30 protein-coding genes and 1 pseudogene are annotated in these 25676 nt (G+C 50.2%); 17 read left to right on the forward strand and 14 right to left on the reverse strand.

All coding sequences use genetic code 11. The features are described from left to right. The first annotated feature begins 345 nt into the window (after window positions 1-345). Window positions 346-2115 (forward strand): sensor domain-containing phosphodiesterase, encoded by a 1770-nt coding sequence (locus tag F3J38_RS02720; RefSeq protein WP_167134858.1) that lies wholly within the window; start codon window positions 346-348, stop codon window positions 2113-2115. Window positions 2116-2210: 95 nt separating this feature from the next. Here F3J38_RS02720 and blc read toward each other — a convergent pair whose 3' ends face one another. Both blc and F3J38_RS02730 read right to left on the reverse strand, forming a co-directional pair. After that, window positions 2211-2738 carry an outer membrane lipoprotein Blc gene (gene blc / locus F3J38_RS02725; RefSeq protein ID WP_167134860.1) on the reverse strand — a complete coding sequence of 176 codons (528 nt, stop codon included), beginning with the start codon at window positions 2736-2738 and terminating at the stop codon, window positions 2211-2213. Between the two features lie 100 nt (window positions 2739-2838). Next, window positions 2839-3522 carry a RipA family octameric membrane protein gene (locus F3J38_RS02730; protein WP_167134861.1) on the reverse strand — a complete coding sequence of 228 codons (684 nt, stop codon included), beginning with the start codon at window positions 3520-3522 and terminating at the stop codon, window positions 2839-2841. 178 nt (window positions 3523-3700) lie between these two features. Here F3J38_RS02730 and F3J38_RS02735 point away from each other — a divergent pair, with 178 nt between their 5' ends. Beyond that, window positions 3701-4054, forward strand: a complete 354-nt coding sequence (locus tag F3J38_RS02735; RefSeq protein WP_167134863.1) for a DUF1428 domain-containing protein — start codon at window positions 3701-3703, stop codon at window positions 4052-4054. Between the two features lie 33 nt (window positions 4055-4087). Here the strand turns inward: F3J38_RS02735 and F3J38_RS02740 are convergent, their stop codons facing one another. Further along, window positions 4088-4483, reverse strand: coding sequence for a VOC family protein (locus tag F3J38_RS02740; protein WP_167134865.1), 396 nt, complete (start codon window positions 4481-4483; stop codon window positions 4088-4090). Between the two features lie 243 nt (window positions 4484-4726). Between F3J38_RS02740 and F3J38_RS02745 the strand changes: the two genes are divergently transcribed. Further along, a complete protein-coding gene (locus F3J38_RS02745) occupies window positions 4727-5368 on the forward strand; it encodes a LysE family translocator (RefSeq protein WP_167134867.1) in 642 nt (213 codons plus the stop codon). Window positions 5369-5487: 119 nt separating this feature from the next. After that, a complete protein-coding gene (locus F3J38_RS02750) occupies window positions 5488-6351 on the forward strand; it encodes a substrate-binding domain-containing protein (protein WP_167134870.1) in 864 nt (287 codons plus the stop codon). A 35-nt stretch (window positions 6352-6386) separates the two neighbouring features. Here F3J38_RS02750 and F3J38_RS02755 read toward each other — a convergent pair whose 3' ends face one another. Beyond that, a complete protein-coding gene (locus tag F3J38_RS02755; protein WP_167134872.1) occupies window positions 6387-6929 on the reverse strand; it encodes a YbhB/YbcL family Raf kinase inhibitor-like protein in 543 nt (180 codons plus the stop codon). A gap of 57 nt (window positions 6930-6986) precedes the next feature. Then, window positions 6987-8528, reverse strand: coding sequence for an MFS transporter (locus F3J38_RS02760; protein WP_167134874.1), 1542 nt, complete (start codon window positions 8526-8528; stop codon window positions 6987-6989). A gap of 178 nt (window positions 8529-8706) precedes the next feature. Between F3J38_RS02760 and F3J38_RS02765 the strand changes: the two genes are divergently transcribed. Then, a complete protein-coding gene (locus tag F3J38_RS02765) occupies window positions 8707-9579 on the forward strand; it encodes a LysR substrate-binding domain-containing protein (RefSeq protein ID WP_167134876.1) in 873 nt (290 codons plus the stop codon). Here the strand turns inward: F3J38_RS02765 and F3J38_RS02770 are convergent, their stop codons facing one another. Continuing rightward, window positions 9580-9765 (reverse strand): DUF1289 domain-containing protein, encoded by a 186-nt coding sequence (locus F3J38_RS02770; protein ID WP_369410980.1) that lies wholly within the window; start codon window positions 9763-9765, stop codon window positions 9580-9582. Between the two features lie 165 nt (window positions 9766-9930). On the opposite strand from F3J38_RS02770, the gene F3J38_RS02775 reads away from it, so the two are divergent. Beyond that, complete coding sequence (locus F3J38_RS02775; RefSeq protein ID WP_167134880.1) at window positions 9931-10206, forward strand: metal/formaldehyde-sensitive transcriptional repressor; 276 nt, start codon at window positions 9931-9933, stop codon at window positions 10204-10206. Between the two features lie 9 nt (window positions 10207-10215). After that, complete coding sequence (locus F3J38_RS02780) at window positions 10216-10566, forward strand: DUF3147 family protein (protein ID WP_045832441.1); 351 nt, start codon at window positions 10216-10218, stop codon at window positions 10564-10566. A gap of 84 nt (window positions 10567-10650) precedes the next feature. On the opposite strand, the gene F3J38_RS02785 is transcribed toward F3J38_RS02780, so the two are convergent. The 3 genes from F3J38_RS02785 to ycgZ all read right to left on the reverse strand — a co-directional run bounded on the left by F3J38_RS02785 (window position 10651) and on the right by ycgZ (window position 12222). Beyond that, the gene (locus F3J38_RS02785; protein WP_167134882.1) at window positions 10651-11187 is read right to left on the reverse strand and encodes a cysteine hydrolase family protein; all 537 of its coding nucleotides are present in this window, start codon (window positions 11185-11187) and stop codon (window positions 10651-10653) included. Between the two features lie 372 nt (window positions 11188-11559). Next, window positions 11560-11850, reverse strand: a complete 291-nt coding sequence (locus F3J38_RS02790; RefSeq protein WP_167134884.1) for a hypothetical protein — start codon at window positions 11848-11850, stop codon at window positions 11560-11562. A gap of 126 nt (window positions 11851-11976) precedes the next feature. Next, window positions 11977-12222 (reverse strand): regulatory protein YcgZ, encoded by a 246-nt coding sequence (gene ycgZ, locus F3J38_RS02795; RefSeq protein ID WP_167134886.1) that lies wholly within the window; start codon window positions 12220-12222, stop codon window positions 11977-11979. 281 nt (window positions 12223-12503) lie between these two features. Here ycgZ and F3J38_RS02800 point away from each other — a divergent pair, with 281 nt between their 5' ends. Beyond that, a complete protein-coding gene (locus F3J38_RS02800) occupies window positions 12504-12842 on the forward strand; it encodes a type II toxin-antitoxin system RelE/ParE family toxin (protein WP_167134888.1) in 339 nt (112 codons plus the stop codon). A gap of 37 nt (window positions 12843-12879) precedes the next feature. Continuing rightward, complete coding sequence (locus tag F3J38_RS02805) at window positions 12880-13206, forward strand: helix-turn-helix domain-containing protein (RefSeq protein ID WP_045815646.1); 327 nt, start codon at window positions 12880-12882, stop codon at window positions 13204-13206. A gap of 105 nt (window positions 13207-13311) precedes the next feature. On the opposite strand, the gene F3J38_RS02810 is transcribed toward F3J38_RS02805, so the two are convergent. Continuing rightward, window positions 13312-14148 (reverse strand): oxidoreductase, encoded by an 837-nt coding sequence (locus F3J38_RS02810; RefSeq protein ID WP_167134890.1) that lies wholly within the window; start codon window positions 14146-14148, stop codon window positions 13312-13314. Window positions 14149-14256: 108 nt separating this feature from the next. Between F3J38_RS02810 and F3J38_RS02815 the strand changes: the two genes are divergently transcribed. After that, window positions 14257-15195 carry an AraC family transcriptional regulator gene (locus tag F3J38_RS02815; RefSeq protein WP_167134892.1) on the forward strand — a complete coding sequence of 313 codons (939 nt, stop codon included), beginning with the start codon at window positions 14257-14259 and terminating at the stop codon, window positions 15193-15195. Window positions 15196-15198: 3 nt separating this feature from the next. On the opposite strand, the gene F3J38_RS02820 is transcribed toward F3J38_RS02815, so the two are convergent. Further along, window positions 15199-15780 carry a helix-turn-helix domain-containing protein gene (locus F3J38_RS02820; protein WP_167134894.1) on the reverse strand — a complete coding sequence of 194 codons (582 nt, stop codon included), beginning with the start codon at window positions 15778-15780 and terminating at the stop codon, window positions 15199-15201. A 55-nt stretch (window positions 15781-15835) separates the two neighbouring features. Between F3J38_RS02820 and F3J38_RS02825 the strand changes: the two genes are divergently transcribed. Further along, a complete protein-coding gene (locus tag F3J38_RS02825) occupies window positions 15836-16342 on the forward strand; it encodes a GNAT family N-acetyltransferase (protein ID WP_167134896.1) in 507 nt (168 codons plus the stop codon). Between the two features lie 102 nt (window positions 16343-16444). Here F3J38_RS02825 and F3J38_RS02830 read toward each other — a convergent pair whose 3' ends face one another. After that, on the reverse strand, window positions 16445-17407 hold the full coding sequence (locus tag F3J38_RS02830; protein ID WP_167134898.1) for an AraC family transcriptional regulator: 963 nt from the start codon (window positions 17405-17407) through the stop codon (window positions 16445-16447). 58 nt (window positions 17408-17465) lie between these two features. Between F3J38_RS02830 and F3J38_RS02835 the strand changes: the two genes are divergently transcribed. The 5 genes and pseudogenes from F3J38_RS02835 to F3J38_RS02855 all read left to right on the forward strand — a co-directional run bounded on the left by F3J38_RS02835 (window position 17466) and on the right by F3J38_RS02855 (window position 23351). Beyond that, a complete protein-coding gene (locus F3J38_RS02835) occupies window positions 17466-18500 on the forward strand; it encodes an SDR family oxidoreductase (RefSeq protein ID WP_167134900.1) in 1035 nt (344 codons plus the stop codon). 123 nt (window positions 18501-18623) lie between these two features. After that, entirely contained in the window at window positions 18624-19820 is a 1197-nt protein-coding gene (locus F3J38_RS02840; RefSeq protein WP_167134902.1) for an FAD-dependent oxidoreductase, read from the forward strand. Window positions 19821-19944: 124 nt separating this feature from the next. Next, window positions 19945-21108 (forward strand): annotated as a pseudogene (locus tag F3J38_RS28070) (MFS transporter). 58 nt (window positions 21109-21166) lie between these two features. After that, entirely contained in the window at window positions 21167-22051 is an 885-nt protein-coding gene (locus tag F3J38_RS02850; protein WP_167134903.1) for a LysR substrate-binding domain-containing protein, read from the forward strand. Between the two features lie 220 nt (window positions 22052-22271). Beyond that, window positions 22272-23351, forward strand: a complete 1080-nt coding sequence (locus tag F3J38_RS02855) for a porin (RefSeq protein ID WP_167134905.1) — start codon at window positions 22272-22274, stop codon at window positions 23349-23351. A 65-nt stretch (window positions 23352-23416) separates the two neighbouring features. Here the strand turns inward: F3J38_RS02855 and F3J38_RS02860 are convergent, their stop codons facing one another. Continuing rightward, window positions 23417-24454, reverse strand: coding sequence for an ATP-binding protein (locus tag F3J38_RS02860; protein ID WP_167134907.1), 1038 nt, complete (start codon window positions 24452-24454; stop codon window positions 23417-23419). A 2-nt stretch (window positions 24455-24456) separates the two neighbouring features. Then, the gene (locus tag F3J38_RS02865; RefSeq protein WP_167134909.1) at window positions 24457-25167 is read right to left on the reverse strand and encodes a response regulator; all 711 of its coding nucleotides are present in this window, start codon (window positions 25165-25167) and stop codon (window positions 24457-24459) included. 227 nt (window positions 25168-25394) lie between these two features. Here F3J38_RS02865 and F3J38_RS02870 point away from each other — a divergent pair, with 227 nt between their 5' ends. After that, complete coding sequence (locus tag F3J38_RS02870) at window positions 25395-25646, forward strand: YdgH/BhsA/McbA-like domain containing protein (protein WP_167134911.1); 252 nt, start codon at window positions 25395-25397, stop codon at window positions 25644-25646. Window positions 25647-25676 lie beyond the last annotated feature (30 nt).

Here is a 25676-nt window from a genome sequence, read left to right on the forward strand (position 1 = left end):
AATTAATAACTCTTTTCATGGTGGGATTAGCACCACCCGAAAACAAGAAATTAGCTATACATATTAGCATATTTTACAAATAACGATAAAAACTCGGAGTGTCTTCAGTTATTTACTACCACAACGATGTAGGCTGATCTAATGTCTTTAACATGTTGTTTATGCGGACATTAGGTCAAGCAAATGAGCATGACAAACCTTGGTTTCAGGCATACTATGGCGCTTACGAAAAATAATGTTGGATAGAATAAGCGCAGCGATCATGGGTAATTTTGTAACGAACAATGAACTCGTTTCTTTGAATTTACATTTGTCATCCATGCAAAATCACATGGATGGCTACGTATGAGCGTCGTGGAAGAGTTTGTTTCTGGGCGGGTTACGTTGCAAGCACTTCGCGCTCCGGATATCTGTCGTGATGATGTACTCAGTCGATTTACGCATCTCGTCAGCACTACGCTGGATGTACCTAGCAGCTTTATCTCCGTGCTTGACGATGATTTTCAGTACATCAAAGCGGCCCATAATTTTGTTGTTGCTGAATCAGTTCGCGCTGACTCGATTTGCCAATACGTTTTCGAGGGCGACGCTCCGCTTGTTATCAATGACACTCAGCAAGACAGTTGTTTTGCGACCAACCCCTTTGTCATTGGTGCACCCTTCGTGCGTTTTTACGCCGGTGTTCCGCTAACGAGTCAGGAAGGTAAGGTGCTGGGTACGCTGTGCGTTGTGGACAATCAACCGCGCGAATTTAGCGAAGAAAAACTGGCTACCTTGACATTACTCTCACAACTGGTGATTTCGTTCCTTGAAGCCTGGCATTCGGTTGGATACACCGATCTTGTGACGGGCTTGCCCAACAGACAGCAGTTGCTGCGCGACTTGCAAACCCTTCGTGCAGTGCGCGGTAGTCAAACTCATCGTTTAGTGCTCATTGATTGCATCGATATGCCGCGAGCCTATGAACTGGCGCGCTCACTCGGAATGGGGCCTGTTGAAGGGCTGCTAAGAGATATAGCGACCTTGCTGCCACTGCGGTTACGCCCTGGAAAAAACGAATTGCTTTATACCGTCGCAACGGGTCGATTCGCGTTGCTCTCTGTTGAAAGCCATCATTTTGATGCGGAATGGGTAGCCGCCAGGATGGAGGGCGTTCGCGCTGAAATAGGCGAGGGACTGTCAGTGGACCTCACCACACACACGGGTGAAGCCCTATTTGTACCCAGTGAAATATCCGCTCAGGAAGTGCTGCGTCGTGCAGTCAGTGCTCTTCATGAAGCCATCTGCCGCGATGTTCCCTGCATGAGTTTCAGTGAACAAAATGATGAGCGGCGCACTGATGATTTTACGCTGATGAATGATTTAGTCACCGCTGTTCGTCATAATCATGGTCTCTATCTGGTTTATCAACCCAAGATTTGCCTCATGACCGGATTGCCGATTGGGCTTGAGGCGTTAATTCGCTGGCGGCATCCCACCAGAGGAGAGCTGTCACCCGCTCATTTCATCCCGCTTGCTGAGCAAACCTCCCTTTTGCAAGAGATCACCGAGTGGGTGATTGATAAAACCATCGAACGCTTAAAAAGGCTTCAGGGGCAAGGCATACAGCTACCTATAACGGTCAATGTCAGCGTACGCGATTTCAGTCATGGGGATTTTGCCGACAGAATTGAAGCTAAAATGACGAAAGCGCGGCTTCCAACAAGTCTATTGGGCATCGAATGTCTGGAAACTGAACGCATTCTTGAGAGTCCCGCCGCTATTCGGGGACTTGAAATGCTGAAACAGCGAGGTTTTGATATCTCGCTGGATGATTTTGGCACTGGTTACAGTAACTTCAGTTACTTGCGGCGGATGCCTCTGGATGTGATTAAAATCGATCGTTCTATTGTTAGTGGGGTAACTACGGATACTGCCTCGCGCATTATTACTAAAAGCATTGTCACCATGTTAAAAGAACTGGATTACGTGGTGCTGGCGGAAGGGGTGGAGAATAGTGAGACGCTGGAAGCCTTAAAAGAATTAGGTTGCGATCAGGTACAAGGCTTCTTCCATTCCCGCCCTCTACCCGAAGACGAAATCGACCGCTGGTTAAGTTGGAAAATGAAAGTCTGATATTTTAAAAAAACTGCCAATTTTCAGAACGTCCAGAGAAAGCCTTCTCTGGACGATGTCAGTTTCTTTGCCTTGGCAAAGAAGTTGAAGGGTAATTAGTCCTGATTGACCCAAATTAGCTTATCAACCGCGAAACCCAGTCGTTTAGCCGTTGTAAGATACTGTTGTTTCACGTTGTCGGGGATTTTAGGTTGGCGCGATAAAATCCATAAATAATCGCGATTTGGGCCGCTGACCAGTGCGTACTGATAATCTTCATCTAGAGCGATAACGTTATAGCCACCATAGAAGGGGCCAAAGAAGGAGACTTTCAGCGCGGCGATATCAGGTTTCCCGGTAAAATACGCTTTGCCATCACTCTCGTTCCACTGTTTTTTCACTGGATCATAACCGCGATTTAGCACGTTAATGCCGCCATCATTGCGTTTCGCGTAGGTGGCAGTCACGTGATCTTTACCGCGCTCAAAGCGGTGATCGAGACGTGCAATCTCGTACCATTTTCCCAGATAACGATTCACATCGAATGGGGAGATCGGCGTGACACCTTTTGGCGGCGTTGGCGATTTACAGGCTACCAGCGTCAAAGATAACGCGGTAATTGCGGCGAGAGGCCATAACTTCATCACTGCTCCTTAATCAAACTGAATCCGTTGATCATGAAAATATCAGTGTGATTATAGGCAACATTTTCACAGGCGGTTTTAAACCGCCTGATCAAAACGTTTATTTTTTGTCTTTATCTTCATCAGCAGGAATAAGCGGCTCGTCGACCGCAATGGATGTATCTGACTTCAACAGTTGGATATCCAAAATCACATAGGTCATGGTGGTGATAAACAGTGAAATCACGCTGCCAATAACGCCGCTGGTGGTAAAGGTGAAATAGTTATACATCACCACCCAAGTGACACAGATAAACAGTGCCAGCGCGACATTAATCGCTGATTGAGAGTAGTTTGTTGTGCGCGCACCCATTTCGTTGATCTGAAGATAGAGCGTTGAGCCAGTATATTTTTCCAGAATAGAAATACTTTGATCCCAACTGCGTAAACGTCGCGCGCTGCTGCGGGTGAAAAACAGGAATAGCAGCGAAACAAAAAGACCAGAAAAAGCAATCAACACCGGCACGGCTTCTAGCGCGTAAACCAAGCTTTTGTGGCTGGGTGCCTGCGTGGTGAGATCCAGCGTCAATGACGCGCCTATGGCAGCATAGAGGAAAATAAACAGCACTAAGAACAGTGCATTGCGTCTCCAGTCGAGACCCGCTTCATGATTTTTCTGCTGGCGAGCCACCTGCAGTGCTTGCTGTAAACGCAAATCCGTCGAGGCGGTATCAACCTGTTCAATCTCTTCACCCAGCAAACGATGAATAAACGGCTGATCGGAGGAATCAATAATGATGCGCATAACTATCCTGATGGGGTAACTATCGTGGGCGACAGTGTAACGTAAATCAGGATGGAAACAGGAATCTGCGAGACAGACCGCATTTTAATCTCGTCATTGGCTCATCTTTTGGGTGTTATTCATACACTTTACTCTGCGGTCAACGTTGGCCGCGTGACGCACGACGGAGGACAACGCTATGTCGTATGTTGACGGTTTTGTGGTCGCGGTCCCAGAGATCAGCAAGGAAGAATACCGCGCCATGGCAGCGAAAGCCGCGCCGCTTTTCAAAGAGTTTGGCGCGACTCGCATTGTAGAGTGTTGGGCGGATGATGTTCCCGAGGGCACACTGACTGATTTCTACATGGCGGTCAAAGCGGAAGAGGGTGAAACAGTGGTGTTCAGTTGGATTGAATATCCCTCAAGAGAAGTTCGCGATGCGGCAAATCAAAAAATGATGTCCGATCCGCGTATGAAAGAGATGGGCGAAAACATGCCTTTTGATGGCAAAAGAATGATTTACGGCGGTTTCTCGATACTACTCGAAGAGTAAGTCTGGAAGGGCGCGCTGGCGCCCTTAACAATGTTATACCTGAGGCCACTGTTGACACTGAAGTACCGTGCGATAGCCATCATAATCCTGGAAGGTTTGCCCTTGCTGCTGCCAATAGGGATTAAACGAATCCACCGGTTTGAATCCAGCCTGAATCATCTGCTGGCAAGTCAGTTGCCACATGTCGCGATCGGGTAGATACAACACCAACAAATCTTCGGGGGTCGGGCTGGGCCCTACCGGATGTGAAGTACATTGCGTGAACTCAAGATGCCACGGCACGCCCGCTTTACCCAGCATCACACCATTAAAACCTTGATGATCTTCGAAGGCCCCGACAACCTCCAGCCCTAATCCAAGGCGATAAAGTTCTCGACTCCGCTTCAAGTCCGAAACGGGGCGCGCCACGCGAAGGGTAAGTGCTGTCATAAATAAACTCCTTGGCTGTTAAATGTATTTCCTGTTGCTTTGACTCTAGCTGACCCAAACGCGTGATGGTGCAATACGTGCTAATGCTAGAAAGCGCCATAGAGAGTGTGAGTTGTATCATTCATGCCGGTGGAATGATGTGCTGGGCGAGATTTACGTCGAATTTTGTGTTACTTATTGAAAACGAGTTGATGACTTAAGTTTTCATGCTGTCAGCGCATCTCATATCGACAAGGAGTTAATATGCTGGATATTATTCATTTCCCTCTTTTCCTCGCATCTGTATTTCTCTTATGCATCACACCGGGTCCGGACCTCGCTTATGTCGTAGGCCAAAGCGTGGCCAATGGCCGTCGCAGCGGGGTGATATCAGCAACGGGTGTGGCGCTTGGCAGTTGTACCCATGCGTTAGCTAGTGCAATAGGCTTAACGGCATTAATTACCGCCTCGCCGATGTTATTTACAGTGATTAAATATATCGGTGCTGCATATCTTATTTATTTGGGCAGTAAGATGGTGTGGGAAACCTTTGTCGTTAAATCTCAGTGTAATGAGGAGCAAATTGCGGCTCCGCGCACCAATACGCGTAATCTCTTAATACGAGGTTTTATTACCTCTATCACTAATCCCAAAGTATTATTGTTTTTCATTTCTTTCTTCCCACAATTCGTGGTGGTAGATGGTAACTATCATGCGAGTTCCTTCCTGTTGTTGGGACTGACATACGCGGTGATCGGGTTGATCACTGATGTGACATTTGCCCTGCTGGCGGGTGGTGCTGCGAGTGCGGTATCGCGCAATATTACGCTGCAAAAGCTGTTAGATCGTATCGTCGGTATGACATTCATTGGCCTGGGGATTCGCCTGGCCCTGACCCGACGTTAAAAATGCAGAAGAGACAGCAAGTCTGATGATTGGCGATAGGGACTTAATCGGGTAACTTGAGGTGTCTTACGTTACCTACAAAATAATGACCGCACGCTAAGTTGCAGGAGAGCTCTTTCATGGCCGTTAATCCCAATATCATCGGTATCGTCAGCGATGAATTCACTAACCCAAATACCGTCACGATGCTGAATGAAATGACGCGCCAGCTAAACGCGCGTGGTTTAGTGACACTGTTGCTGAATGTCGATTCAGCAGAAAACTATCAACGTATGTTGCAGAATGCCGCATCTTTGCCGCTGGCGGGGTTAGTGTTTCTGACATCCCTGTTTGAGGATGAATTGGATACCGCAGCAAAACTACTGCCTAACGTGACGACGGTGCATTTAAGCCAAAGTCGTGAGGTGGGTGCTGAGGTCGTGATAGCTGATGGTTTTGATGCGGGTGCCGAGATGGGGTTATTGCTACTGTCTCAAGGGCATCAGCGCTTTGGCTTTATGCACAGCCAAGAGCTTGCCGATCCCGCGCGTCAAATGACAGGACTGGTTTCCAGTCTTGAGGCAGAACACAAAACGCTGAACATTCAGTTGGTGGCCGGGGCTAACGACCGCGAACAGGCTTATCAGGCCATGATGGCCTACCTGAAGAAAACCCGTGCAGCGGAGCGCATTAATGCACTCTTCTGCGAAAGCGATGTGCTGGCCTTTGGTGCATTGCAGGCAGTGCGTGATTTTGGCCAAGGCGCTCACGTGGCGGTTGTAGGTTTTGACGATGTGGATGAAGCGCGCGCCTCAACCTGGCATCTGACCACTTGGGCACAGCGTCGTGACTTGCTGGTCAACGAAGCACTGAATCGCTTACTGGAAAACCGTGCGGATACCGGCAACGCCTGGCAGCAAGGTGAGTTGCAGGTGCGTCACTCCCATCACGGTAAATATGTGCCGGGTGAAATGTCGCAGTGTGGTTGTGCGATTCGACACTAATTTTATTGGGTCGCCTGCCTGGCGACCCGCTGCAATCAATTCCCTAAACGCCCGACAAGGCTTGCAGAACCCAGCGCGTGACCTTTCAATTTTGCGACTAACTGAGTGTGACTGAGTCCTGCGGGTAAACTGCCTTTCGCCAGGTCGGTCGCCACCAGCACAAAGTTGTAGTGGTGATAGCCCGCGCCCGCGGGTGGGCAAGGGCCATAATAGTTTTGCGTGCCGGGCGTATTGGTGCCATAGCTAAAATCTCCCCCTGTGCTTAACTCACCCTGTTGGAATTTATTACGCGTCGCATCAATGTTGTATGCCAGCATATGCGTCACCCCCAAGCCTTTGGCGCCAGCCGGATCGGTCAGCAGTAGCACATAACTCTGGGTGCCCACGGGTGGATTCGCCCAATTGAGCGCGGGCGAAAGGTTTTCGCCGCTGCAGGCGAGGTTGTTCTTATCATTGCCACCAAATGCTTTCTTCATCACGCCGTTGTCAGCAAAGTCTGCCGACTTAAGCGAAAACGTCGACGCATGGGCAAACAATGGCAGGCTGCTTAAGCAGAGTACGGTGATTAACTTCTTCATTATTGCTCCTCAACAAGGACGGGTTGTGCGTGCGACAGTCGATCCCACGCGTAAAAATCAGCGCTGGGATAGCGTCGTTGGCTGACGCGTATGACGCGCCGAATAGAGCACGACGATGGCAGAAAACAGGGCAAATGCGGCAGCGCACAGCAACATGCTGGCAAACCCATCGGCGTAACTGGTGATGACGAGTGGCTGTAACGAGACCTGATTAGCGGCGTCATACATTGCTAGTGCATGGCTGAAATCACCGGCGATAACCTGTGCGCTAAAACCGGGTTGAAGGGGCAACTGCGCGTTTAGCATCGCTGATTGTAAATGCCACTGTGTGCTGGCCGCCAGAATCGCACCCAGCGTGGCAAATCCTAACAAAATGCCGGAAAAACGGGCTGTCGTGCTGATACCCGATGCCATTCCTGCTTGTTGCGGAGGCACGGTTGCCATAATCGCCTTTTGAGTTTCGCCATTGAGCAGTCCACCGCCGCTGCCGAGTATGGACATACCCGCCAGGCTTAGCAGCAAATGGTGGTGGAACACGGCAGTAGCAATCACCATGTTGCCAAAGGAAACGGTGACCAGGCCAAGAGCCAGCAAAGTGGCGGCATGCAGGCGTTTGCCGAGCCAGCGCGCCACAACAGGAAACAGCAGCATTGCCAAAGCGAAAGGCAGCATACCCGCTCCGGCCATTAACGGCGTCATTCCCTCAACATTCTGTAATAACAGCGGCAGCAATGAGGTCATGACTTGCGCAGTAGCAGCGTAAGCAAACATCGCTAATACCGCCCCAATAAAGGGGAACGAGCGGAAAAGTTGCAGATTCAACATCGGCCTGCTTTTGCCACTTTCCACACGGATAAACAGGCCAAACCACAACGCGCCAAGACACAATCTGCCCACCACCTCACGGCTCAACCAGCCATGCTGCGGCGCTAATATTAATGCCCAGGTCAAACAGAACATGCCTGCGATAAACAGCGCGATGCCAGGTAAATCGAGTTTTCCCGCGTGTTCATGCCTGGATTCCTCAATGTGGCGTGTGACGGCCAGCATCAGCAGGGCACAAATGGGAATATTGACGAAAAATGTCCAGCGCCAGCCGAGCAACGTACTGATCATGCCGCCGGCCAACGGTGCCAGCACCATGGTCAATCCCATCACACCGCCCCAAATCGCCCATGCGCGGTTACGTGCCTGAGTATCACGAAAGCTGTGCGCGATAATGGCCAGCGCTGGCGCCAGCAGAAATGCGGAGCCAATACCTTGAACCGCACGGGCAATATTGAGTGCCAAAACGCTGGTCGCCATGCCACAGGCGAGTGAGGCCAGCGCAAACAGTAAAATGCCGCCGAGAAAGAGTCGGCGTCGGCCAAATTTGTCTGCCAGCGACCCTGCCGGCAAAAGAAGTGAAGAAAAGCTCAGCACGTAAGCGCCGATGACCCATTCCATGTCTGCAAAAGAAGCATGCAGACCTTTAGCGATGGTAGGTAACATGACGCCGACGATATTGGTGTCGATCACCGTCAATGCGCACCCGGTTGAGGCGACGAGTAAAACACGATTCAGATGGCGATGGTCAAGGGCGATTGTAGCAGTGGACATCTTTTCTCCAGCGAGCAAGGTAGTGAATGCACTACAGCTTGAATCCATCAATGAAGTCATTCAATAAACCGCACTGAAGTTATTGTTAGGAAAAACCTAACAACATTTATATTGCTGGCGTTTCGGTTTCCGGTAATGATCGACAGGTCGATCACCTAAGATAAGTAGGAGGTAAAACGTGGAATTGCGCCATCTACGCTATTTTCTGGAACTGGCAAAAACGCTGCATTATGGCGTGGCGGCAGAGAATCTCAATATATCCACTCCGACGCTGTCGGTGCAGATTAATCAATTGGAAGAGGAGTTAGGTGCGCCGTTATTTTACCGTACTCAGCGTAAAGTCGAGTTGACGCAGATTGGCGAAATTTTCCAACAGGAGGCGCGAGAAACGCTACAACATGCGGAACAGGCCAAAGCCCGAGTGCGGAGTGCCGCACGCGGCGAACGTGGCTATATCCGCGTGGGCTATGTTGCATCAGCGCTGTTGTCAGGTGTTTTAACGCGTTTATTGACGTGCTTCAGCGCAGGGGCGCCGGATATCTCAATCAATGCTCGTGAATCAGCCATGGATACACTGGCCACACAGGTCAGCGAGCGCACAATTGATGTTGCCTTCGTGCGCGGTCCTGTGCCGTTGCCCGCCGATGTCGGATATAGTGAGGTCGAACAAGATCACTTCGCGTTGGCACTGCCGGATAACCACCCGCTGGTTGCGCAAGAACAACCCATCGAACCTGCGCAACTAAAAGGGGAAATCTTTATTTTGCCTGAACAAGTTTCTGGCACCGTTACTTTTGCTCAACGTGGCGGTTTTATTCTTAGCCGTAGCTGGTCGGCGGGCAGTTTAAATGAAGTGCTGGCAAATGTCGCATTAGGTAATGGTGTCGCGGTAATACCGGCTATCCTGGTGACTCAATTAAAATTACCGGGCATTACTTATCGCGAAATACCCGGTGCCGTTATTCCTTCATCCATCTGGTTCTTATATCGTAAACGCGAACGTACTCCCGCAGTGAATAAATTGGTACGCATGATTGAACGAAACGCCTAACTATTTTATTTGCAACGTCGCAACGCGATCCTTCAATGCGCGCTCAATCGCCTTACGGTGATAAGGTGACATTCTCCGCCATTCCTGAGCCTCTTTACGCGTTCGGCCACAAGCGCGACACCAGCCATTTTTTCCTTCAAAAATACAGACATCAGTACAGGGTGATTTTACAGACATGGAGATCATTCCTTAGCAGTTTGGCCGCTGCAGCCGGTTAGGGCGGCAATATCATTCATGGTGTGCATCTCGTGTCGTGATAAGTTGAAAGCGTCATTGCAGTGCCGTAAAATCAAAAAACTCAAAGAAAATATACTATACACCAGTATACATAGAGATCAACAGGAGCCTAACATGGGCCATACACTCAAACATCAGAAAAGCCTGTTAACCCGCGTACGTCGTATTAAAGGGCAGGCAGCTTCGCTAGAGACCGCATTGGAATCAGGAGAAGAGTGCCTAAAAGTGTTGCAGCAGGTGGCTGCGGTACGCGGGGCTATCAATGGCCTGATGGCAGAGCTGCTGGAGGGACATATCAAAGAGCACCTGATGAATGACTCGGCCACTGAAGCGGAACGCAGTCAGGATTTGGAAGAGATTGTCAGTGTTATTCGTTCCTATCTGAAGTAGGAGCAAACCATGCTGTGGCTCATCGTAAAATACGCCATCACGGCGGGCATGGTGGTGCTGATCTCTGAAGTTGCGAAACGCAGTGACCGTCTCGGAGGATTGATTGCAGCACTGCCTTTAGTGACGGTATTGGTCCTGATCTGGATGAAGTTGGAAGGTCAGAGCCAGGCAAAGATCGCCAGCCACGCTTGGTATACCTTCTGGTACGTGGTGCCGACCCTGCCGATGTTTGTCGCCTTTCCTTTTCTCTATCAGCGCTGGGGATTTTGGCCCACGCTGGTAGCGAGTTGCCTGTTAACGATCGTGCTTTTTGTCCTGTGGGCAACGTTGCTAAAGCGCTTTGGCATACAGTTGATGTAGTCTGATTTTTCCTGATTTTTATGCCTTTTCCCGTTTTCTTTACGCCTTTTTTATATGGGCGCGGTATTAACCGCGCCCGTAAATTCAAAATAGAGCGTCAGCCGTTGCTGCAAGTTGGACAAACGGACCCGATAGCGTCTGGTTGTGATGGGCAATGATCTGGGCTGCGCTAATCTGCCCGTTGTCTGTCGTGCTATGCGCATCGCTGATTAATACCACACGAAAGCCTAAATCTGCCGCTGCCCGACAAGTGGTATCCACGCAATATTCTGTTTTCATGCCACAAATTACCAACTCTTCAATTTCGGCGAGTTGTAGCGAAGCCAATAGCGTCGTGCCACGGAAACAGTTGGGGTAGCGCTTCACAAACACACCATCCGACCCGGCATCTATCGCCAACTGTGGAATAAGCTGTGTGAGCGGGCTGCTCTCCGCAAGAGGCGATCCCTCAGGCCCGGTATGACGGGCTGCAAAGACCGGGGCTTTTACGTCGCGTGCTTGGGCAATTAACCTGTTGATATTGTTGAGCAGAGTCTCTGCGGCAAAAGGCTGCTGCGGCGCAAAAAACAAGCCGTGCTGCATATCGACAATCAATAGCGCTTTTTTACTTGGGGAGGGCATGCTGTGTCTCCTTTCACTGGGTGATGAACGGAGACAATCCCCGTCCATTGGCTGACGGGGTGAAGATTCTGTACGCTACGTTGTCGCTACAGATGCATCCACGCCGCCGCCGAATGCGGTGGTGGTGACCTCTGTTGTCAACGTAATGAACCAAGACATAATCGGCTCGCGGCAGATTTGGGAAGAGAATTGACGTTACCACAACATCGAACAAAATCCCTGTGTTTTTTACGTAGAGGAAAATACCTCAGAGTGGTGACGTCTGCAGGTGTGACAGGCCGCCTTGAGCCAAAAGAAAAGGCTGCAAAGATTAGAATTGCAGCCATGAATGAAGCCAATGTTATTTATAAAGTTGAGGCCTATAGCCCGGATTTAATGCTGTGTGTCTTTGCCCGTATTATCGCGATTGCGAAAAATGTGTGTGACGTTGTTAGTATCTTTAATCGTTACGCCTTCGGTGTTGGATGATTGCATGTTGTTCATCACTTCTGCCATGGCGCGCTGCAGTGCTTTTTGGCGGGTTGAGTTAGATTCCATGGATGCCATAAAGCGCAGCTTATCCAACAGGGCGCTATTGGTTATAGGACCTGCTTTTTGCAACAGTTGTAATACGGCATCGCCCATGACGATATCCGTTAATCTTTCTTCATCACTTCTGTTCATACGCGTTCTCTGTTGACCGCAACAGGCCTGCGACAGGTAGCAAAGTGGATTCAGTCTAACGTGAAATGACCTATGAGGCGGAAGCCACTTTGTCCGATGTCAGGTCAGCGCGCATGTTCTCGGGGGTTATCGCTCGGAGGTAAACATCAGGCCAATAAGCTGCTGCAAATGCAGTTCTTCTTCCAGACTATCGGCTTGCTCCAAATGGCAAATAAGCTTGGTACACAATGTCTTGCGGCTCAGAGATCGTCCTGATCGCAGGATCTCCACCACTATTTTCCCCAAGGTTTCCTGCTGAGAAGGCAGAGAGGCTTCATTAAAGTAACGTGCAATCGCATCCAACGTTGATGAGAGGTTCTTATCCTGACGCATGGTTCCATCCTCCAGGTTAACAAATGAGCACAAGGCTTAGTAAAGTTATACAAGGAAAAGCCTGTTGTACAGGAATATGGCCAAACATTAGGAAAGCTGTTTTTGCAAAAAGTGCTAGTTCATTAATTACAGATGCTTATATAAAAGCCGCAGTTTTGAGCATCATGAAAAATCAGTTTTGCTAAAAACAGGGTGTTGAATGGAGGTGTGATACTTAGTATCATAGATTTTGTATGTGGGGGACAAGGAGCGTCCTAATCGAATCACAGTAAGGAGACGCCATGGCAATTTATGTGTTAAAGCCATTCGATAGGAATACTAAAACTGAAGGTCTTGACGACGGCAGGTTATGCACTGCAGCGTTAGAGGTCATAGCGGGCCAGTATGAAGCTAATCTGGGCGGTGGGGTATATAAGAAACGCATTCCTTTGGGCAAAGGTAAAAGTAGCGGAGCAAGAGCTGTCATAGCTTTCAAACTGGGGAAACACCTCTTTTTTGTTAACGGTTATGCTAAATCAACCGTGAAAAGCACAATGCGAGAAATGGCAGAATCTGATCTCATACTCTATAAGCAGCTTGCTAAAGAGTTGTTCAATCTCACTTCAGAACAGGCAACGTAGGCTATCAATATGGGGAAAATGCGAGAGGTAAAATGTGATGGTTAATCACCTCAAGGATCTTCAAGAAATCGCGCATGATTTTAATGAAATTGGCGCGGTATCCGATGAGCTAAAAGAAAAAATCGACTCAAGGGTAAGATTGCGCGAGTTACGTGCGGCTCTTCCTGTTCTGCCTATGATGTCAGGTCAAGCTATTAGGCAACTGCGTGAGCGTTTGGGGCTGAGCCAAGCCATGCTGGCTGCTTGCGTTGGAATGTCAGTAGCAACGGTGATCAAATGGGAACGCGAAGAAAAAAAACCTAACGGTGCTGCGATTCGTTTACTTAACATCATGGATCGTAAAGGTCTTAGTGTTCTTCAGTGATAATGAAGCCCCTTCATCATGTGGCTTCATTGTTTTACGTTTCTGTTTCACGTGCGCCAACTTTATTTTCTGGCCCACCCGCTGTCTTTTATGCTGACAATACCGCTACTCCCCATCGGTAGAACGTGTCAGCGCTTCCCACGCTTCAATCTCTGCACTCATCGCTGCAAGTTTATCCTGCACTAGCTTCAATGCATCGCTACCGAGCAGCAAATGCGCAGGTGGGTTATCGCTTTCAATGATAGCCAGCATCGCGCGGGCGGCTTTCTGTGGGTCGCCTAACTGCTTACCACTTTTCTTTTCACGCGCCTGACGAATAGGATCAAAGAGAGCATCATAATCACTGATGCTGCGTGCGCTGCGCACCATGGAGCGACCTGCCCAATCAGTACGGAATGAGCCCGGAGCAACAGCGGTGACATGAATATTGAAGGGCGCAAGTTCTTTACTGAGGGTTTCTGAAATACCTTCCAGCGCAAACTTACTGCCACAGTAATAGCTAATGCCTGGCATGGTGATAAATCCACCCATCGAAGTGATGTTAAGGATATGCCCACGCCGGCGTTGGCGCATGAAAGGCAACACCGCTTTAGTCATCGCCACGGCACCGAACACATTGACGTCGAACTGGCGGCGCATTTCCTCCAGTGAAGACTCCTCCATAATTCCTTCGTGTCCATAGCCCGCGTTGTTGACGAGAACATCAATCGGACCTTGCTTGTCTTCAATGTCGGCAATAAGCGTATCAATAGAGGCGAAATGGGTGACATCCAATACAAAACCCAGCGCATTTTGGCCATGAAGCTGTTCAAACGCCGCTTTTGCTTCGGCATTTCTCACTGTACCGATCACACGATAGCCGTTTGCTAAGGCCTCCTGCGCCAGTGCACGGCCAAATCCGCTGCTGACACCGGTAATCAAAAGTGTTTTAGAAGTAGACATCGTTTTTCTCCCGACATGAATGATGCATGCATAATATTCTCTGGAAGTCGGCGCTATAAGGCCGTATCTTCTATTTTTATTGCCTAATCTTATGAGTAAGGGGAAGTAGTGGTAGATCCAGATGCACACACGCGCACGGTGCAATTGCTCAAAGAACTCGCACCACGCGAGGGATACAACCTGACGGCACTCTCTGATGTGCGCATTTTGCGTTCAGATCGCCCATTAGCCCGCACGCCGGTGCTTTACGATCCCGGTATTGTGATTGTTTGTCAGGGCAGTAAACGCGGATTCTTCGGTGATCAGGTCTATCTCTACGATGAGCAACACTATCTGGCGGTTTCCGTGCCGGTTCCCTTTACCATGGAAACCGCGGCCAGCGCAGAACACCCGCTGCTGGCGATCTATATGCACCTTGATTTCAGTGTGGCGACAGCATTGTTGCTGGAATTAGAGCAGCAGCAGGTGCCTTTTGCCGCTAAAGCGGCGCAGAGCATGATGTCGAGCCCAATGGATCAAGCGCTACGTGATTCAGTGTTACGGTTCCTGACGGCCCTGAGTCATCCTCTGGATGCTCAGATCCTCGGACCCGCACTGGTGCGTGAACTCTATTATCGAGTGTTGACGGGTGCACAAGGTCAGGCACTGCGTGCCGCGCTGACATTGCAGGGGCAGTTCGGCAAGGTGGGCAAAGCGCTGCGCCATATTCATGCCAGCTACGCACAGACGCTCAATCTCGCGCAGTTGGCGTGTGAGGCAGGCATGAGCGTGCCGACGTTCAGCGCGCATTTTAAAACCATCACGCAGCAGTCACCGATGCAATACGTGAAATCGGTTCGCCTACATCAGGCGCGTATGCTGATGGTGCGTCAGGAGATGACGGCGGCGGCGGCGAGTCATGCGGTGGGCTATGAAAGCGCCTCACAATTTAACCGTGAATTTAAACGTCTGTTCGGGCTGCCACCGGCGGAGGAGATCAAACGCATGCAGCGCAATTTCGCGGTGCCGCCTGCACAACAAGCTGCTGTGTTTGTCTCTTCGCATTAAGGCTCATATTGCCGGTTTCAGCACCAATACCGCATAACGGCAAATGTCATCGGTAGCATTGCTAAACACGCAATCCGTGGGATCGCCCAGCTCCAGACAATCACCCACATTCATTTCAAACAGATTATCGCCTTCCAGGAAACGTAAAGTGCCTTCCAGCACCCAAATTAACTGGCGGCGTGAAAGGTAGGAAATGGCTGGCATGGGCACGTCGGTACGCGGCGGCAGTTCAACACTCACGACATCCAACGGAATATCGCCAGGTGAGACATGGCGACGAATGTAGCCGGTTTCCGGATCTTGCCATACCGGTTGTTGTGCATGACGCAGCAATGTACCAGGTTGCACTTCGGTGAGCGCGATCAGCTGTGACATGCTCATCGCGAATGAACCGGCGAGGCGCGCCAGTGAAGTCGCGGTAGGGCTACTTTCACCTCGCTCTATTTTGTGAATCATCGCCCGTGAAACACCGGATTGTTCTGCCAGGTCGGTTAACGACCAGCCGCGTTTTTCTCGTTCGACTTTAATGTTCTGACCAATGCGTGCATTGATACCATCTTCTTTACTGGACATTTTGTCTAACATAATGGATAACTACGATAGTAAACGAATCATCCACTATAGTGACGAGGCGGACATCATGCAAATACGTGCAGCAGAAGAGGGCGATGCAGGGGCGATCGCGGAGATCTACAACGACGCAGTACTCAACACCACCGCGATTTGGAATGAGAATACCGTGGATATCGCTAACCGCATCCAGTGGATGGCTGCACGGCAGGCCGCTGGGTTTCCGGTATTGGTGGCGGTTGAGGAGCAAGCCGTCATCGGCTACGCCTCCTATGGTGACTGGCGTCCCTGGGACGGCTATCGTCATACCGTGGAGCATTCAGTCTATGTTCATAAAAACGGGCGCGGCAAAGGGGTGGGCGGCATACTCATGGTTGCCTTGATTGAGCGGGCGCGCGAGCAGGGCAAACACATGATGATTGCCGGGATTGAGTCAGAGAACAGCGCTTCAATCGCGCTGCATAAGAAACTGGGTTTCAGTGATGGCGGCAGATTAAATCAGGTAGGCTGCAAATTTGGCCGTTGGCTCGACCTGACCTTTTTGCAGCTTCAGCTTGATGCAAGGCCGCAGCCTTAAGTTAGTGTTTCTGCAATACGTATTCACTGGGTAAGCTGTCGATATCCTGCATGATCCGCGATACATGCTTGCGCATGCGATTACGTGCTACGGCGGCGGATTTTATCCCATTGAACGTTCAGCCAGTCGCCACGCTTTTGGCGACATCCCCGTCTCGCGTTTAAACGCATGGCTGAAGGCGCTTTCTGAAGTGTAACCCAGCGACTGCGCCACCACGGCCACCTGATCGGACTCCTCACGTAAGGCGCGTTCGGCTAATCGCATGCGCCATTGTGTCAGATAGGCAACCGGTGTCACACCCGCAACAGTACGAAACTGCTGAGCAAAGGTGGTGCGTGACATGGCGCAGGCTTTTGCCAACTCTTCCAGATGCCAATTTCTTGCCGGATCGCCATGCATCAGTTGCAGCGCAGGCGCAAGACGCGCATCACCAAGGGCACGCAGCCAACTGGCGGGGAGTGCATCACAGGTTTGCAGATGAGCACGCAAAATCTGAATAAACAGCAGTTGCGCCAACTGTGACGAGGCCAGTTGTGAACCTGGCTGTGTGGTACGACGCTCTTGTACTAACTGGTCTAGTAACCAACGGAACGAGGCCGCTTGCGGGGAGGCCGCAGGGACATGAATCCATGGCGGCAAAACGTGCGTCAATAAACGGCCACTGGTGGGATTCAGCAGGACGTGCCCACCGATATGCGCAAAATCATCCCCTTCACCAATGGGGGCGTGAGGTTTTCCGGCACCGAAAAACACGCTCATGGCATCAACCGGCTCAACGTCGGGCTCGCTGGACAGTACAAAGGCGCGCTTTGCACTCAGTAAACCGACATCGCCGGTTGAGAACAGAATCGGCCTGGCGTCGTCGTCAAACTGAACCCAGCATTGTCCTTTCAGGACGGCGAAAAACTTAATCTTCTCAGGCGCAGGGAAACGTAACGCCCAGCGGCCGCCCGCGCTAAAGCCTCCTGTCACCAGGGATTCCGCGTGGACGAATTTCAGGATGTCGGAAAAAGGGTCGTTTTGCATTTCCGTACTATCACGCAACTCACACGCACTATCAAGCATTCACAGTCCGGTCATGGGTGTTTACTCTGCTCAGTATCACAACAGCGAGGCATTTTTCATGACTAAAGAAACCGTTTTGGTGACGGGTGGTACCGGTTTTATCGCACAACATTGCATTATTTCCCTGCTTAAACAGGGATACAGAGTGCGCACGACGGTGCGTTCAGCCCAGCGAGAGAACGAAGTGCGACAAAATCTCCAGCAAGGAGGTGTAGAGCCAGGTGAAAACCTGACATTTGTCGTGGCAGATTTAATGGCCGATCAGGGTTGGGATGTGGCCACTCAAGGCTGTACTTATGTGCTGCACGGCGCATCACCTACACCATCGGGTGAGCAGGTCACCGAGGCCGATTGGATCAACCCCGCGATTGAAGGAAATTTGCGCGTTCTGCGGGCCGCGAGGGATGCAGGCGTTAAACGCGTGGTGTTAACGTCGGCATTTGGTGCGGTCGGAGTCGGTCACTCGTCGGACTACCCGCGCCCATTTAAGGAGACGGATTGGACGAATTTGGACAGCGATTTATGGCCGTATCAACGTTCCAAAACCTTATCGGAACGGGCAGCCTGGGCCTTTATTGAGAAGGAAGGTCGGGGTTTAGAGCTGTCAGCTATCAATCCCGTGGCAGTACTCGGACCTGTACTGGGCGCAGATTACTCACACTCGACCCGGATTATCAAAGAGATGTTAGAAGGACAGCCGGGTTGTCCTGATATCAACAGCTGTTTTGTGGATGTTCGGGATGTCGCCGATTTACACGTCATCGCCATGAAGCACCCAGCAGCCAAGGGGGAGCGATTCCTTGCCAGTTCGGGCCATAGTTTGCGTCTGGTGGAGGTTGCCCATACCTTGAAAACGTCACTGGGTGACGCCGCCCGCTGCGTATCGACGATCGAACTCACGGATGAGAGTGTGCGGGCTGCTGCAGATAAGAATCCAGTGATGATTGGGATGGTGAAATTGTTGGGGGTAGATATGAACGTCACTGCAGAGAAAGCGATGTCTGTATTGGGCTGGCAGCCGCGCACACCCCAACAGGCGATTATCGCGACGGCGCAGAGCTTGATTGAGCTGGGTTTGATCTCACACAGCTAGCGCCTGCGGGAAGCATGTAGCTATGTACTGACAGATACTGCGGCATTTATTCCCACTTAAACATCAACACGATGCTATATAAATGATAACGATTATCATCAATTGCTTTGTGCTGAGGTCAGGATGCAACCAACAGAACACACCGCCGACTGTTGTATCGTCGGCGGCGGACCAGCAGGATTAATGCTGGGTTATTTACTGGCGAGATCAGGATTAAGCGTCGTGGTGATTGAAAAACATCCCGACTTCCTGCGCGATTTTCGTGGCGATACCATCCATCCCTCGACGCTGGAGATCATGCGCCATCTCGGGTTGCTGGATGAGCTACTGACCTTACCGCATCAGAGAGCCGAAAAATTACAGGCAGAAGTAGCCGGTCAGGAGATCACGATGGCTGATTTCTCGCGCTTGCCGGTGCAGTGCCGCTTTATTGCCTTTATGCCGCAATGGGATTTCCTCAATTTTCTCGCGAGCAAAGCGGCCGCTTTTCCCGGCTTCATGCTCTTACAATCCACCGCTTTCGATGATTTGATCTATGCAGAGGGAGTGGTGTCGGGTGTTAAAACGTTACAGGGTAACGATGCGCACATCATTCATACCTCGTTGGTGATTGGCGCGGATGGGCGTAACTCGCAGGTACGTACCAAAGCCGGATTACAAAGTAAAAACTTTGGCTCATCCCGTGATGTGCTGTGGTTCCGGCTGGGCAAACAGGAAACCGATCCCGAATGGGGTATGGGTCATAAAGGGCCAAAGCAGAATTTCATTGTGATTGATCGCGGTGACTACTGGCAGTGCGGCTACACCATCCAAAAAGGAGAGTTTGACGCGTTAAAGCTCGCCGGTCTGGAGACGCTAAAACAGGCTATCGCTGAAGTGGCACCCTTCAGCGCTGAGCGCATGGAGGAGCTCGACGGTTGGGACCAATTGAAACTGTTGTCGATTCGTATAGACCGGCTGGATCAGTGGATGAAGCCCGGCGTGCTGTGCATTGGTGATGCCGCCCATGCGATGTCGCCGATTGGCGGCGTTGGCGTCAATCTGGCGATTCAGGATGCGGTGGCAGCGGCCAATTGCCTGACTCTTCCACTGAAAAAAGGTCATGTCACAGTACGTGATCTGCAGAAAGTGCAACAGCGCCGACAGTTTCCCACCGTTGCCACGCAATTCCTGCAAATTAAAATGAGCAGTAATAAACGTAAGCGCACTACGCCGAGTAAAGTGCCGCAGATGATCAGCCGTTTCCCGTTCTTGCGCCATCTGTTCGGTCGTTTGATTGGCTTAGGCTTTAGAACTGAAAGACCAGAACATCTCAATTAGAAAGTTTGGCTTTCTAATCCTGAAAGCCTTCTTCCATTTATCCCGATGCCTCTTGCGGCAACAATAGATTCACAGCAACAGACAACAGTGGGTTGTCTGCTAAACCTATGAATAGGATGTGAATATGCCGATTGCTTTATTTGCGCTGACGGTGGGTGCGTTTGCTATTTGTACTTCTGAATTTGTCATCGTTGGCATGCTGCTCAACATCAGCCACGACATGTCTATCAGCGTTGCTTCGGCAGGGATGTTGGTGACGGCCTATGCGTTGGGTGTGGTGATAGGAGCTCCTTTGCTGACACCTTTAATGGTGCGCTTTAAACGTAAAAATGCGCTGGTGATGTTGATGTTGCTGTATGTGGCAGGAAATTTTGCCTGTGCTGTCGCAACCAGCTACCAATACTTGCTGCTGGCGCGTGTTATTGCTGCGTTGGCACATGCATCATTCTTTGGATTGGGCGCGGTCGTTGCCACACAACTAGTCAGCAAAGAGAAACAGGCCAGCGCTATCGCGGCCATGTTCCTTGGGGCGACATTAGCCAATGTTTTCGGTACGCCACTGGGTACGTTAATGGGCGAGCACTTTGGCTAGCGCAGTACTTTTATCGGTTGTTCCGCTCTGGGTGTTTTAGGGATGTTGGCGATGATGGTGTTTGTACCCGACATCAAAAATGCCAAACCTCAACATCTGGCCTCAGAGTTCCGGGTGCTACTGCAACCCCAGGCGCTCAAAGCCATGCTAATAACGATTATTGGATTTGGCGGGATTTTCACCGCATTAACTTACATTGGGCCTTTGCTGACTCAGGTGACTGGTTTCCCTGAGAGTGCGGTGTCCTGGCTACTGCTGGTGTTTGGTGTGGGGATGGTGCTGGGCAATCCGTTAGGCGGGCGTCTCACTGATTTTAATCTGCGACTTGGCATCCTTGTGACCCTGGCGATCGTCCTGAGCGTGCTGGTTGCGCTGGGGTTGTTTGCCGGATTCAAAGCGATAACCGCACTGCTGGTTTTCTTATTTGGTGCCGCGATGTTTTCTGCAATTACCCCGTTACAGGTCCAGGCAATGCATGCCACCCAAAATGCGCCTGTGCTGGGGTCGTCGTTTAATATCGCGGCGTTCAACCTTGGTAATGCAGGCGGCGCATGGCTGGGCGGTTATATGCTAGAGCAAGGCGTTAAAGTGGCTCAACTTCCTCTGGTTGCGGCGGCGGTGACAACTGTCGGATTATTGTTTGCCTACTTTGCTCGCGCTGGGGTGGCGACAAAAAACACCGGTGAAGCGCATTGACATCATAAGGTATTGATCGAAGGATCAATACCTTGGGCACAAGGACGGAAAGTCGCAAATGGATTTACTCAAAAGCATGGCCATTTTTATCGATGTGGTCGATCAGGGCAGCATGACTGCAGCGGCAACGAAGTCTGATGTGACGCCTCAGATGATAGGCATGCATATCAAAGCACTTGAGCAGCAATTTAGCGCCACATTCCTTCATCGCACCACGCGTCAAATGGGTCTGACCGAGGCAGGCAAGGTGTTTTATCAGCACTGCCAACAAGTTTTGGGGCTGATCGGTGAGACCCATCAGGTGATCAACCAGTTGCATGTGGAGGCTAAAGGGCTGTTGCGCCTCTCTGCACCTGCCACCTTTGGTGCAAGGGTGATTGCGCCAACGCTGGGTGAATTTCGTCTGCGTCATCCTGGCGTTAACGTCGACCTTTTTCTGACTGATTCCGTGATGGATTTGCAGGCAGATGAAGTCGAAGTGGCGATTCGTATCGGCAGTTTACAGGACTTATCTCTGGTGGCTCGGCCACTAGGACGTTACCGCATGGCGATTGCCGCTGCGCCTACTTATTTGACTGCGCAGGGGATGCCACTGCGCCCGGAAGATCTGGCTAACCATTATTGTCTGGGCTTTAGGCTCAAACAGGCGCAACGACATTGGCATTTCCAACGCGGTGAGGAAAAGGTGAGTGTCAGCGTTGATGACTGCATCAGTATTAATCACGGCGAAGCGCTCCGGCATGCGGCACTCGCAGGGGCTGGGGTTATCATGCAGCCTGAGGTGTTGTTGCAACAGGACTTTACCAGCGGTGCTCTAGTGCCATTACTGACGGATTTCACCATTCCTAATCGAGCGGTCAATATGGTTTATCGGCAGGATCGTTTTGCCAGCGCCAAATTAAAGGCCATTATCGACTTTGGCCTGAAACACTGGAAGATTTAATTATCATCAAGCTTCGATTTGTGAGGGTTTAATTTCACACCGACAATCCATCTAATCGCAATATAACTTTCAGATTGTGACAGTAATATGACGAAATGTTCTTGCTCGAATAAATCTATTTGGTGAGACTGCCGCTGTGGTTTTTTGTTCAATCTATTTTTTGAAGTGGATAAATAAAAACCACAACAGCATTGGCATATCACCTTAAGAGATGAAATAAATGAAAGCGAAAATTCTCGTATTAGCCATCGCGGCGAGTTGTGCAATGAGCGCGCAGGCGGCAGAAATCTTTAATCATGATGGTAATAAGTTAGATGTTTACGGTCAGGCCGTTGCGCGTCATTACTTTAGCGACAATAAGAGTGTTGATGGTGATAACACCTATATTCGTTTTGGTTTTAAAGGTGAAACCCAGATCAATGATTCGCTGGTCGGATATGGCCAGTGGGAATATAACGTACAGGCCAACAACTCCGAAGGCAGTGATGCGCAAAACGGGAATAAGACGCGCCTTGGCTTTGCTGGACTGAAATGGGGCCAATGGGGTTCAATTGATTACGGTCGTAACTACGGCGTGATCTATGATGTTGCAGCGATTACTGATACTCCCGTCATCTTTGATGATGAAACCTTTAGCGCCTCGGACAACTTCCTGACCGGTCGTGGCAACGGCATGCTGACTTACCGCAACAAAGGCTTCTTTGGTCAGGTTGACGGACTGAATTTTGCTTTGCAATATCAGGGTGCCAACAGCGACAACACCAATAATGGTTCACTGCGTCCTACCAACCGTGCTAACGGCGATGGCTATGGTATCTCTGCCAGCTATGATGTCGGTTACGATATTTCCCTGTTAGCGGCCTATGCTTCATCCAAACGCACCACGGCGCAGAACCAGATGCAGTTGGGTGAGGGCGACAAAGCAGATATCTGGGCAACAGGCGCGAAATTCGACGATGGTCATATCTATCTCGCCGCAACCTATGCAGAAGCACACAACCTGACACCCGTACGCAGTTTTGGTTACGCCAACAAGACCAGCAATATTGAGTTGGTGGCGAAATACCTGTTCGACAGTGGTTTCGCGCCTGAAGTCGGTTATTTCCGTTCCAAAGCCAAAGATCTGCAGGTTACGGGCGATCAGGACCTGCTCAATTACTGGGACTTCTCGCTGGCCTATTACTTCAACAAAAACATGTCAGTGTATGCGGACTATAAACTCAACCGCATCGACAGTGACAACAACCTGGGCATTGCATCTGATGACCAGTTAGGGCTGGGGCTGACTTACCAGTTCTAATCCGCAAGGGTGATAAAATAGGGGCTGCCATTAGGCAGCCCCGCAATGCGTAGATGCCTGTCACCTTATCCCGTTTGCAACGTCATGCGAAAGCTAATCCCGCCTAATGAACTGGGTTCACATTTAACCTCGCCACCGTGCGCTAAAACGATGGCGCGAACCACAGAAAGCCCTAATCCGGAAGCACCGACGTGCGAGGGTCTTTCACTGTCTGCACGGTAAAACGCATCGAAGATCTTTTCGCGCTCTTCGGGAGCAATGCCAGGACCTTCATCTTCCACCACGATCTCGACATTACCTGCCTGCTCACGACAAGTAACCACCACTTTCCCTTGAGAGGAATAATCCAGCGCGTTATGAAGCAGGGCTAAAATGCCTTGTTTAATACGATGTGCATCAACATAACAATTCACATCTTCCAACTGCTGTACCAACACTTTGCCTTTCTCAGTAAATTGCGGCGCTAACGTGCTCAGCAGGGTGCGCATCTCTACTTTTAAGTCAACAAACTCTCGGAACAGGCGCAGCTGCCCAGTATCTGCCAGGCTGATGACCCGTAAATCCTCAATCATGTGAGTCAGGCTATCGGTGTGTTTGATCAATCCTGCGATATTGGTGCTATCAGGTTGGATCACACCATCATGAATGCCCTGTAAATGGGAACGCAACACGGTGACTGGGGTGCGAAGTTCATGCGCAATGGCCGCATTCCATACCTTCATTTCACGAGACATATGGTCGAGTTTTTCCGCCATCAAATTGAAATCGCTGACCAGATGGTCCATCTCCGTGATGCGATATTTACCCCTGCTAGCACGAGCTGAGAGCTCGCCCTCCGCAATCTTTCGCGCGCTCTCGATGATGGAGGCGATAGGAGTGATCATGCCGCTGGTAAAGCGCAACGACAGGCCAAGCGCAACGGTGATCGCCAAAAAAGTCGAAATCAGGGCGTTGAGATAGTCGCTAAAATTAAAAGTTTCAATTACAGCACCATTGGCAATCCATGAGTAGAGATAGCAAACGATAAACGAGATGATCATACCGATCACCGTGACCTTGGCCGACAGGAAGAACAGCCGATAGCGAATACTGTGTTTCTTCACCCTCAATCTCCTAACCGATAACCAAAGCCACGAATGCTTTCGGGTACAAAATTAATGCCTGATTTCTCGAGTTTTTTTCGTAACTTACTGATATGACTGTCGACAGTACGTTCACCGGCACCGCTCTCTGCCAGGCAGGCATCAAGAATTTCGCCACGGCTAAAGACACGTTTGGGGTAGCGGATGAGATGCAGCAGAATACGATATTCGGTGGAAGTGAGTTGATTTGAGATATCCACGCGCTCCGGTCCAACGAGGACTTGGTGTGTCATCTGGTTGATATAGAGTTGTTTGGTTTCATAAATCTGCCTGACATCATCTTTAACGTGATGGCGTAAGCGTCTCAGAATGACATGGATTCGGGCAATGACCTCGCTGGGATTGAAGGGCTTGACCACATAATCATCGGCGCCGGTACGCAGTGCATAGACTTTGTCAGCGTCGGTATCCAGCGCGGTTAGCATCATCACGGGCGCGTCAGTGAAGTGGCGAATATCAGCCAGCACGGCCCAGCCATCTTTACGCGGCATCTTAATATCGAGGATGATAAAGTCTGGTTCATGTTCTTGTACGTAATTTACCGCTTTTACGCCATCATCTGCGTGAAAAACAATAAACCCTTCACGGTGCAAATAGGCCATTAATGCGCTGGCGATATCTTTGTCATCTTCCGCAAATACAATTTTCACGGCGTCACTGGCGGATAATTTCATTTATTCACACTTCTCCATGCAATCTCCATATAACCTCCACACAGAAGAGAAAAATGGGCGATAATATCTCTGCATCAAACGTTGGCGCTATATTAACGGTTGGATAGATAAGTTCCTATACCCGAGCGTGCGTTTATTTTTACCCATAACAATAATCTCCATATTTTATTCGATGATAGTGAACAACAAATTGATTCACTAACAAATTAAGTTTCCAGGAGTATTTTATGAAAAAGTCTATTTTCAGCGCTGCCATGCTATTTAGCTTGGTCATTTCCGCCCCTTTGATGGCAGCAGCCTCGTCCGTTAATCCGGGAACAGTGATTGGCCACGTCTCGGTTATTGGTGCGGGTACATTGGATCAGGCAGAACAGATGCTCAATAACAAAGCCCGTGCGATGGGTGGCGATGCTATCCATATCACCAGCATGGGCGGCAAGAATAAACTGTTTGCTACAGCTGAGGTGCTGAAAAACTAAGCAAAATGGCAGGCGATTTCTGACTCATTG

The organism is Candidatus Pantoea formicae (assembly GCF_011752625.1).
In the GTDB taxonomy this organism is placed as follows: Bacteria; Pseudomonadota; Gammaproteobacteria; order Enterobacterales; family Enterobacteriaceae; genus Pantoea; species Pantoea formicae.

Excerpts from the sequence above, each read along its gene's own strand:
- F3J38_RS02720 (WP_167134858.1), top strand. The coding sequence starts at position 346 with ATGAGCGTCGTGGAAGAGTTTGTTTCTGGGCGGGTTACGTTGCAAGCA.
- blc (WP_167134860.1), bottom strand. The coding sequence starts at position 2,738 with ATGAAGTTATGGCCTCTCGCCGCAATTACCGCGTTATCTTTGACGCTG.
- F3J38_RS02730 (WP_167134861.1), bottom strand. The coding sequence starts at position 3,522 with ATGCGCATCATTATTGATTCCTCCGATCAGCCGTTTATTCATCGTTTG.
- F3J38_RS02735 (WP_167134863.1), top strand. The coding sequence starts at position 3,701 with ATGTCGTATGTTGACGGTTTTGTGGTCGCGGTCCCAGAGATCAGCAAG.
- F3J38_RS02740 (WP_167134865.1), bottom strand. The coding sequence starts at position 4,483 with ATGACAGCACTTACCCTTCGCGTGGCGCGCCCCGTTTCGGACTTGAAG.
- F3J38_RS02745 (WP_167134867.1), top strand. The coding sequence starts at position 4,727 with ATGCTGGATATTATTCATTTCCCTCTTTTCCTCGCATCTGTATTTCTC.
- F3J38_RS02750 (WP_167134870.1), top strand. The coding sequence starts at position 5,488 with ATGGCCGTTAATCCCAATATCATCGGTATCGTCAGCGATGAATTCACT.
- F3J38_RS02755 (WP_167134872.1), bottom strand. The coding sequence starts at position 6,929 with ATGAAGAAGTTAATCACCGTACTCTGCTTAAGCAGCCTGCCATTGTTT.
- F3J38_RS02760 (WP_167134874.1), bottom strand. The coding sequence starts at position 8,528 with ATGTCCACTGCTACAATCGCCCTTGACCATCGCCATCTGAATCGTGTT.
- F3J38_RS02770 (WP_369410980.1), bottom strand. The coding sequence starts at position 9,765 with ATGATCTCCATGTCTGTAAAATCACCCTGTACTGATGTCTGTATTTTT.
- F3J38_RS02775 (WP_167134880.1), top strand. The coding sequence starts at position 9,931 with ATGGGCCATACACTCAAACATCAGAAAAGCCTGTTAACCCGCGTACGT.
- F3J38_RS02780 (WP_045832441.1), top strand. The coding sequence starts at position 10,216 with ATGCTGTGGCTCATCGTAAAATACGCCATCACGGCGGGCATGGTGGTG.
- F3J38_RS02785 (WP_167134882.1), bottom strand. The coding sequence starts at position 11,187 with ATGCCCTCCCCAAGTAAAAAAGCGCTATTGATTGTCGATATGCAGCAC.
- F3J38_RS02790 (WP_167134884.1), bottom strand. The coding sequence starts at position 11,850 with ATGAACAGAAGTGATGAAGAAAGATTAACGGATATCGTCATGGGCGAT.
- ycgZ (WP_167134886.1), bottom strand. The coding sequence starts at position 12,222 with ATGCGTCAGGATAAGAACCTCTCATCAACGTTGGATGCGATTGCACGT.
- F3J38_RS02800 (WP_167134888.1), top strand. The coding sequence starts at position 12,504 with ATGGCAATTTATGTGTTAAAGCCATTCGATAGGAATACTAAAACTGAA.
- F3J38_RS02805 (WP_045815646.1), top strand. The coding sequence starts at position 12,880 with ATGGTTAATCACCTCAAGGATCTTCAAGAAATCGCGCATGATTTTAAT.
- F3J38_RS02810 (WP_167134890.1), bottom strand. The coding sequence starts at position 14,148 with ATGTCTACTTCTAAAACACTTTTGATTACCGGTGTCAGCAGCGGATTT.
- F3J38_RS02820 (WP_167134894.1), bottom strand. The coding sequence starts at position 15,780 with ATGTTAGACAAAATGTCCAGTAAAGAAGATGGTATCAATGCACGCATT.
- F3J38_RS02825 (WP_167134896.1), top strand. The coding sequence starts at position 15,836 with ATGCAAATACGTGCAGCAGAAGAGGGCGATGCAGGGGCGATCGCGGAG.
- F3J38_RS02830 (WP_167134898.1), bottom strand. The coding sequence starts at position 17,407 with ATGCTTGATAGTGCGTGTGAGTTGCGTGATAGTACGGAAATGCAAAAC.
- F3J38_RS02835 (WP_167134900.1), top strand. The coding sequence starts at position 17,466 with ATGACTAAAGAAACCGTTTTGGTGACGGGTGGTACCGGTTTTATCGCA.
- F3J38_RS02840 (WP_167134902.1), top strand. The coding sequence starts at position 18,624 with ATGCAACCAACAGAACACACCGCCGACTGTTGTATCGTCGGCGGCGGA.
- F3J38_RS02850 (WP_167134903.1), top strand. The coding sequence starts at position 21,167 with ATGGATTTACTCAAAAGCATGGCCATTTTTATCGATGTGGTCGATCAG.
- F3J38_RS02855 (WP_167134905.1), top strand. The coding sequence starts at position 22,272 with ATGAAAGCGAAAATTCTCGTATTAGCCATCGCGGCGAGTTGTGCAATG.
- F3J38_RS02865 (WP_167134909.1), bottom strand. The coding sequence starts at position 25,167 with ATGAAATTATCCGCCAGTGACGCCGTGAAAATTGTATTTGCGGAAGAT.
- F3J38_RS02870 (WP_167134911.1), top strand. The coding sequence starts at position 25,395 with ATGAAAAAGTCTATTTTCAGCGCTGCCATGCTATTTAGCTTGGTCATT.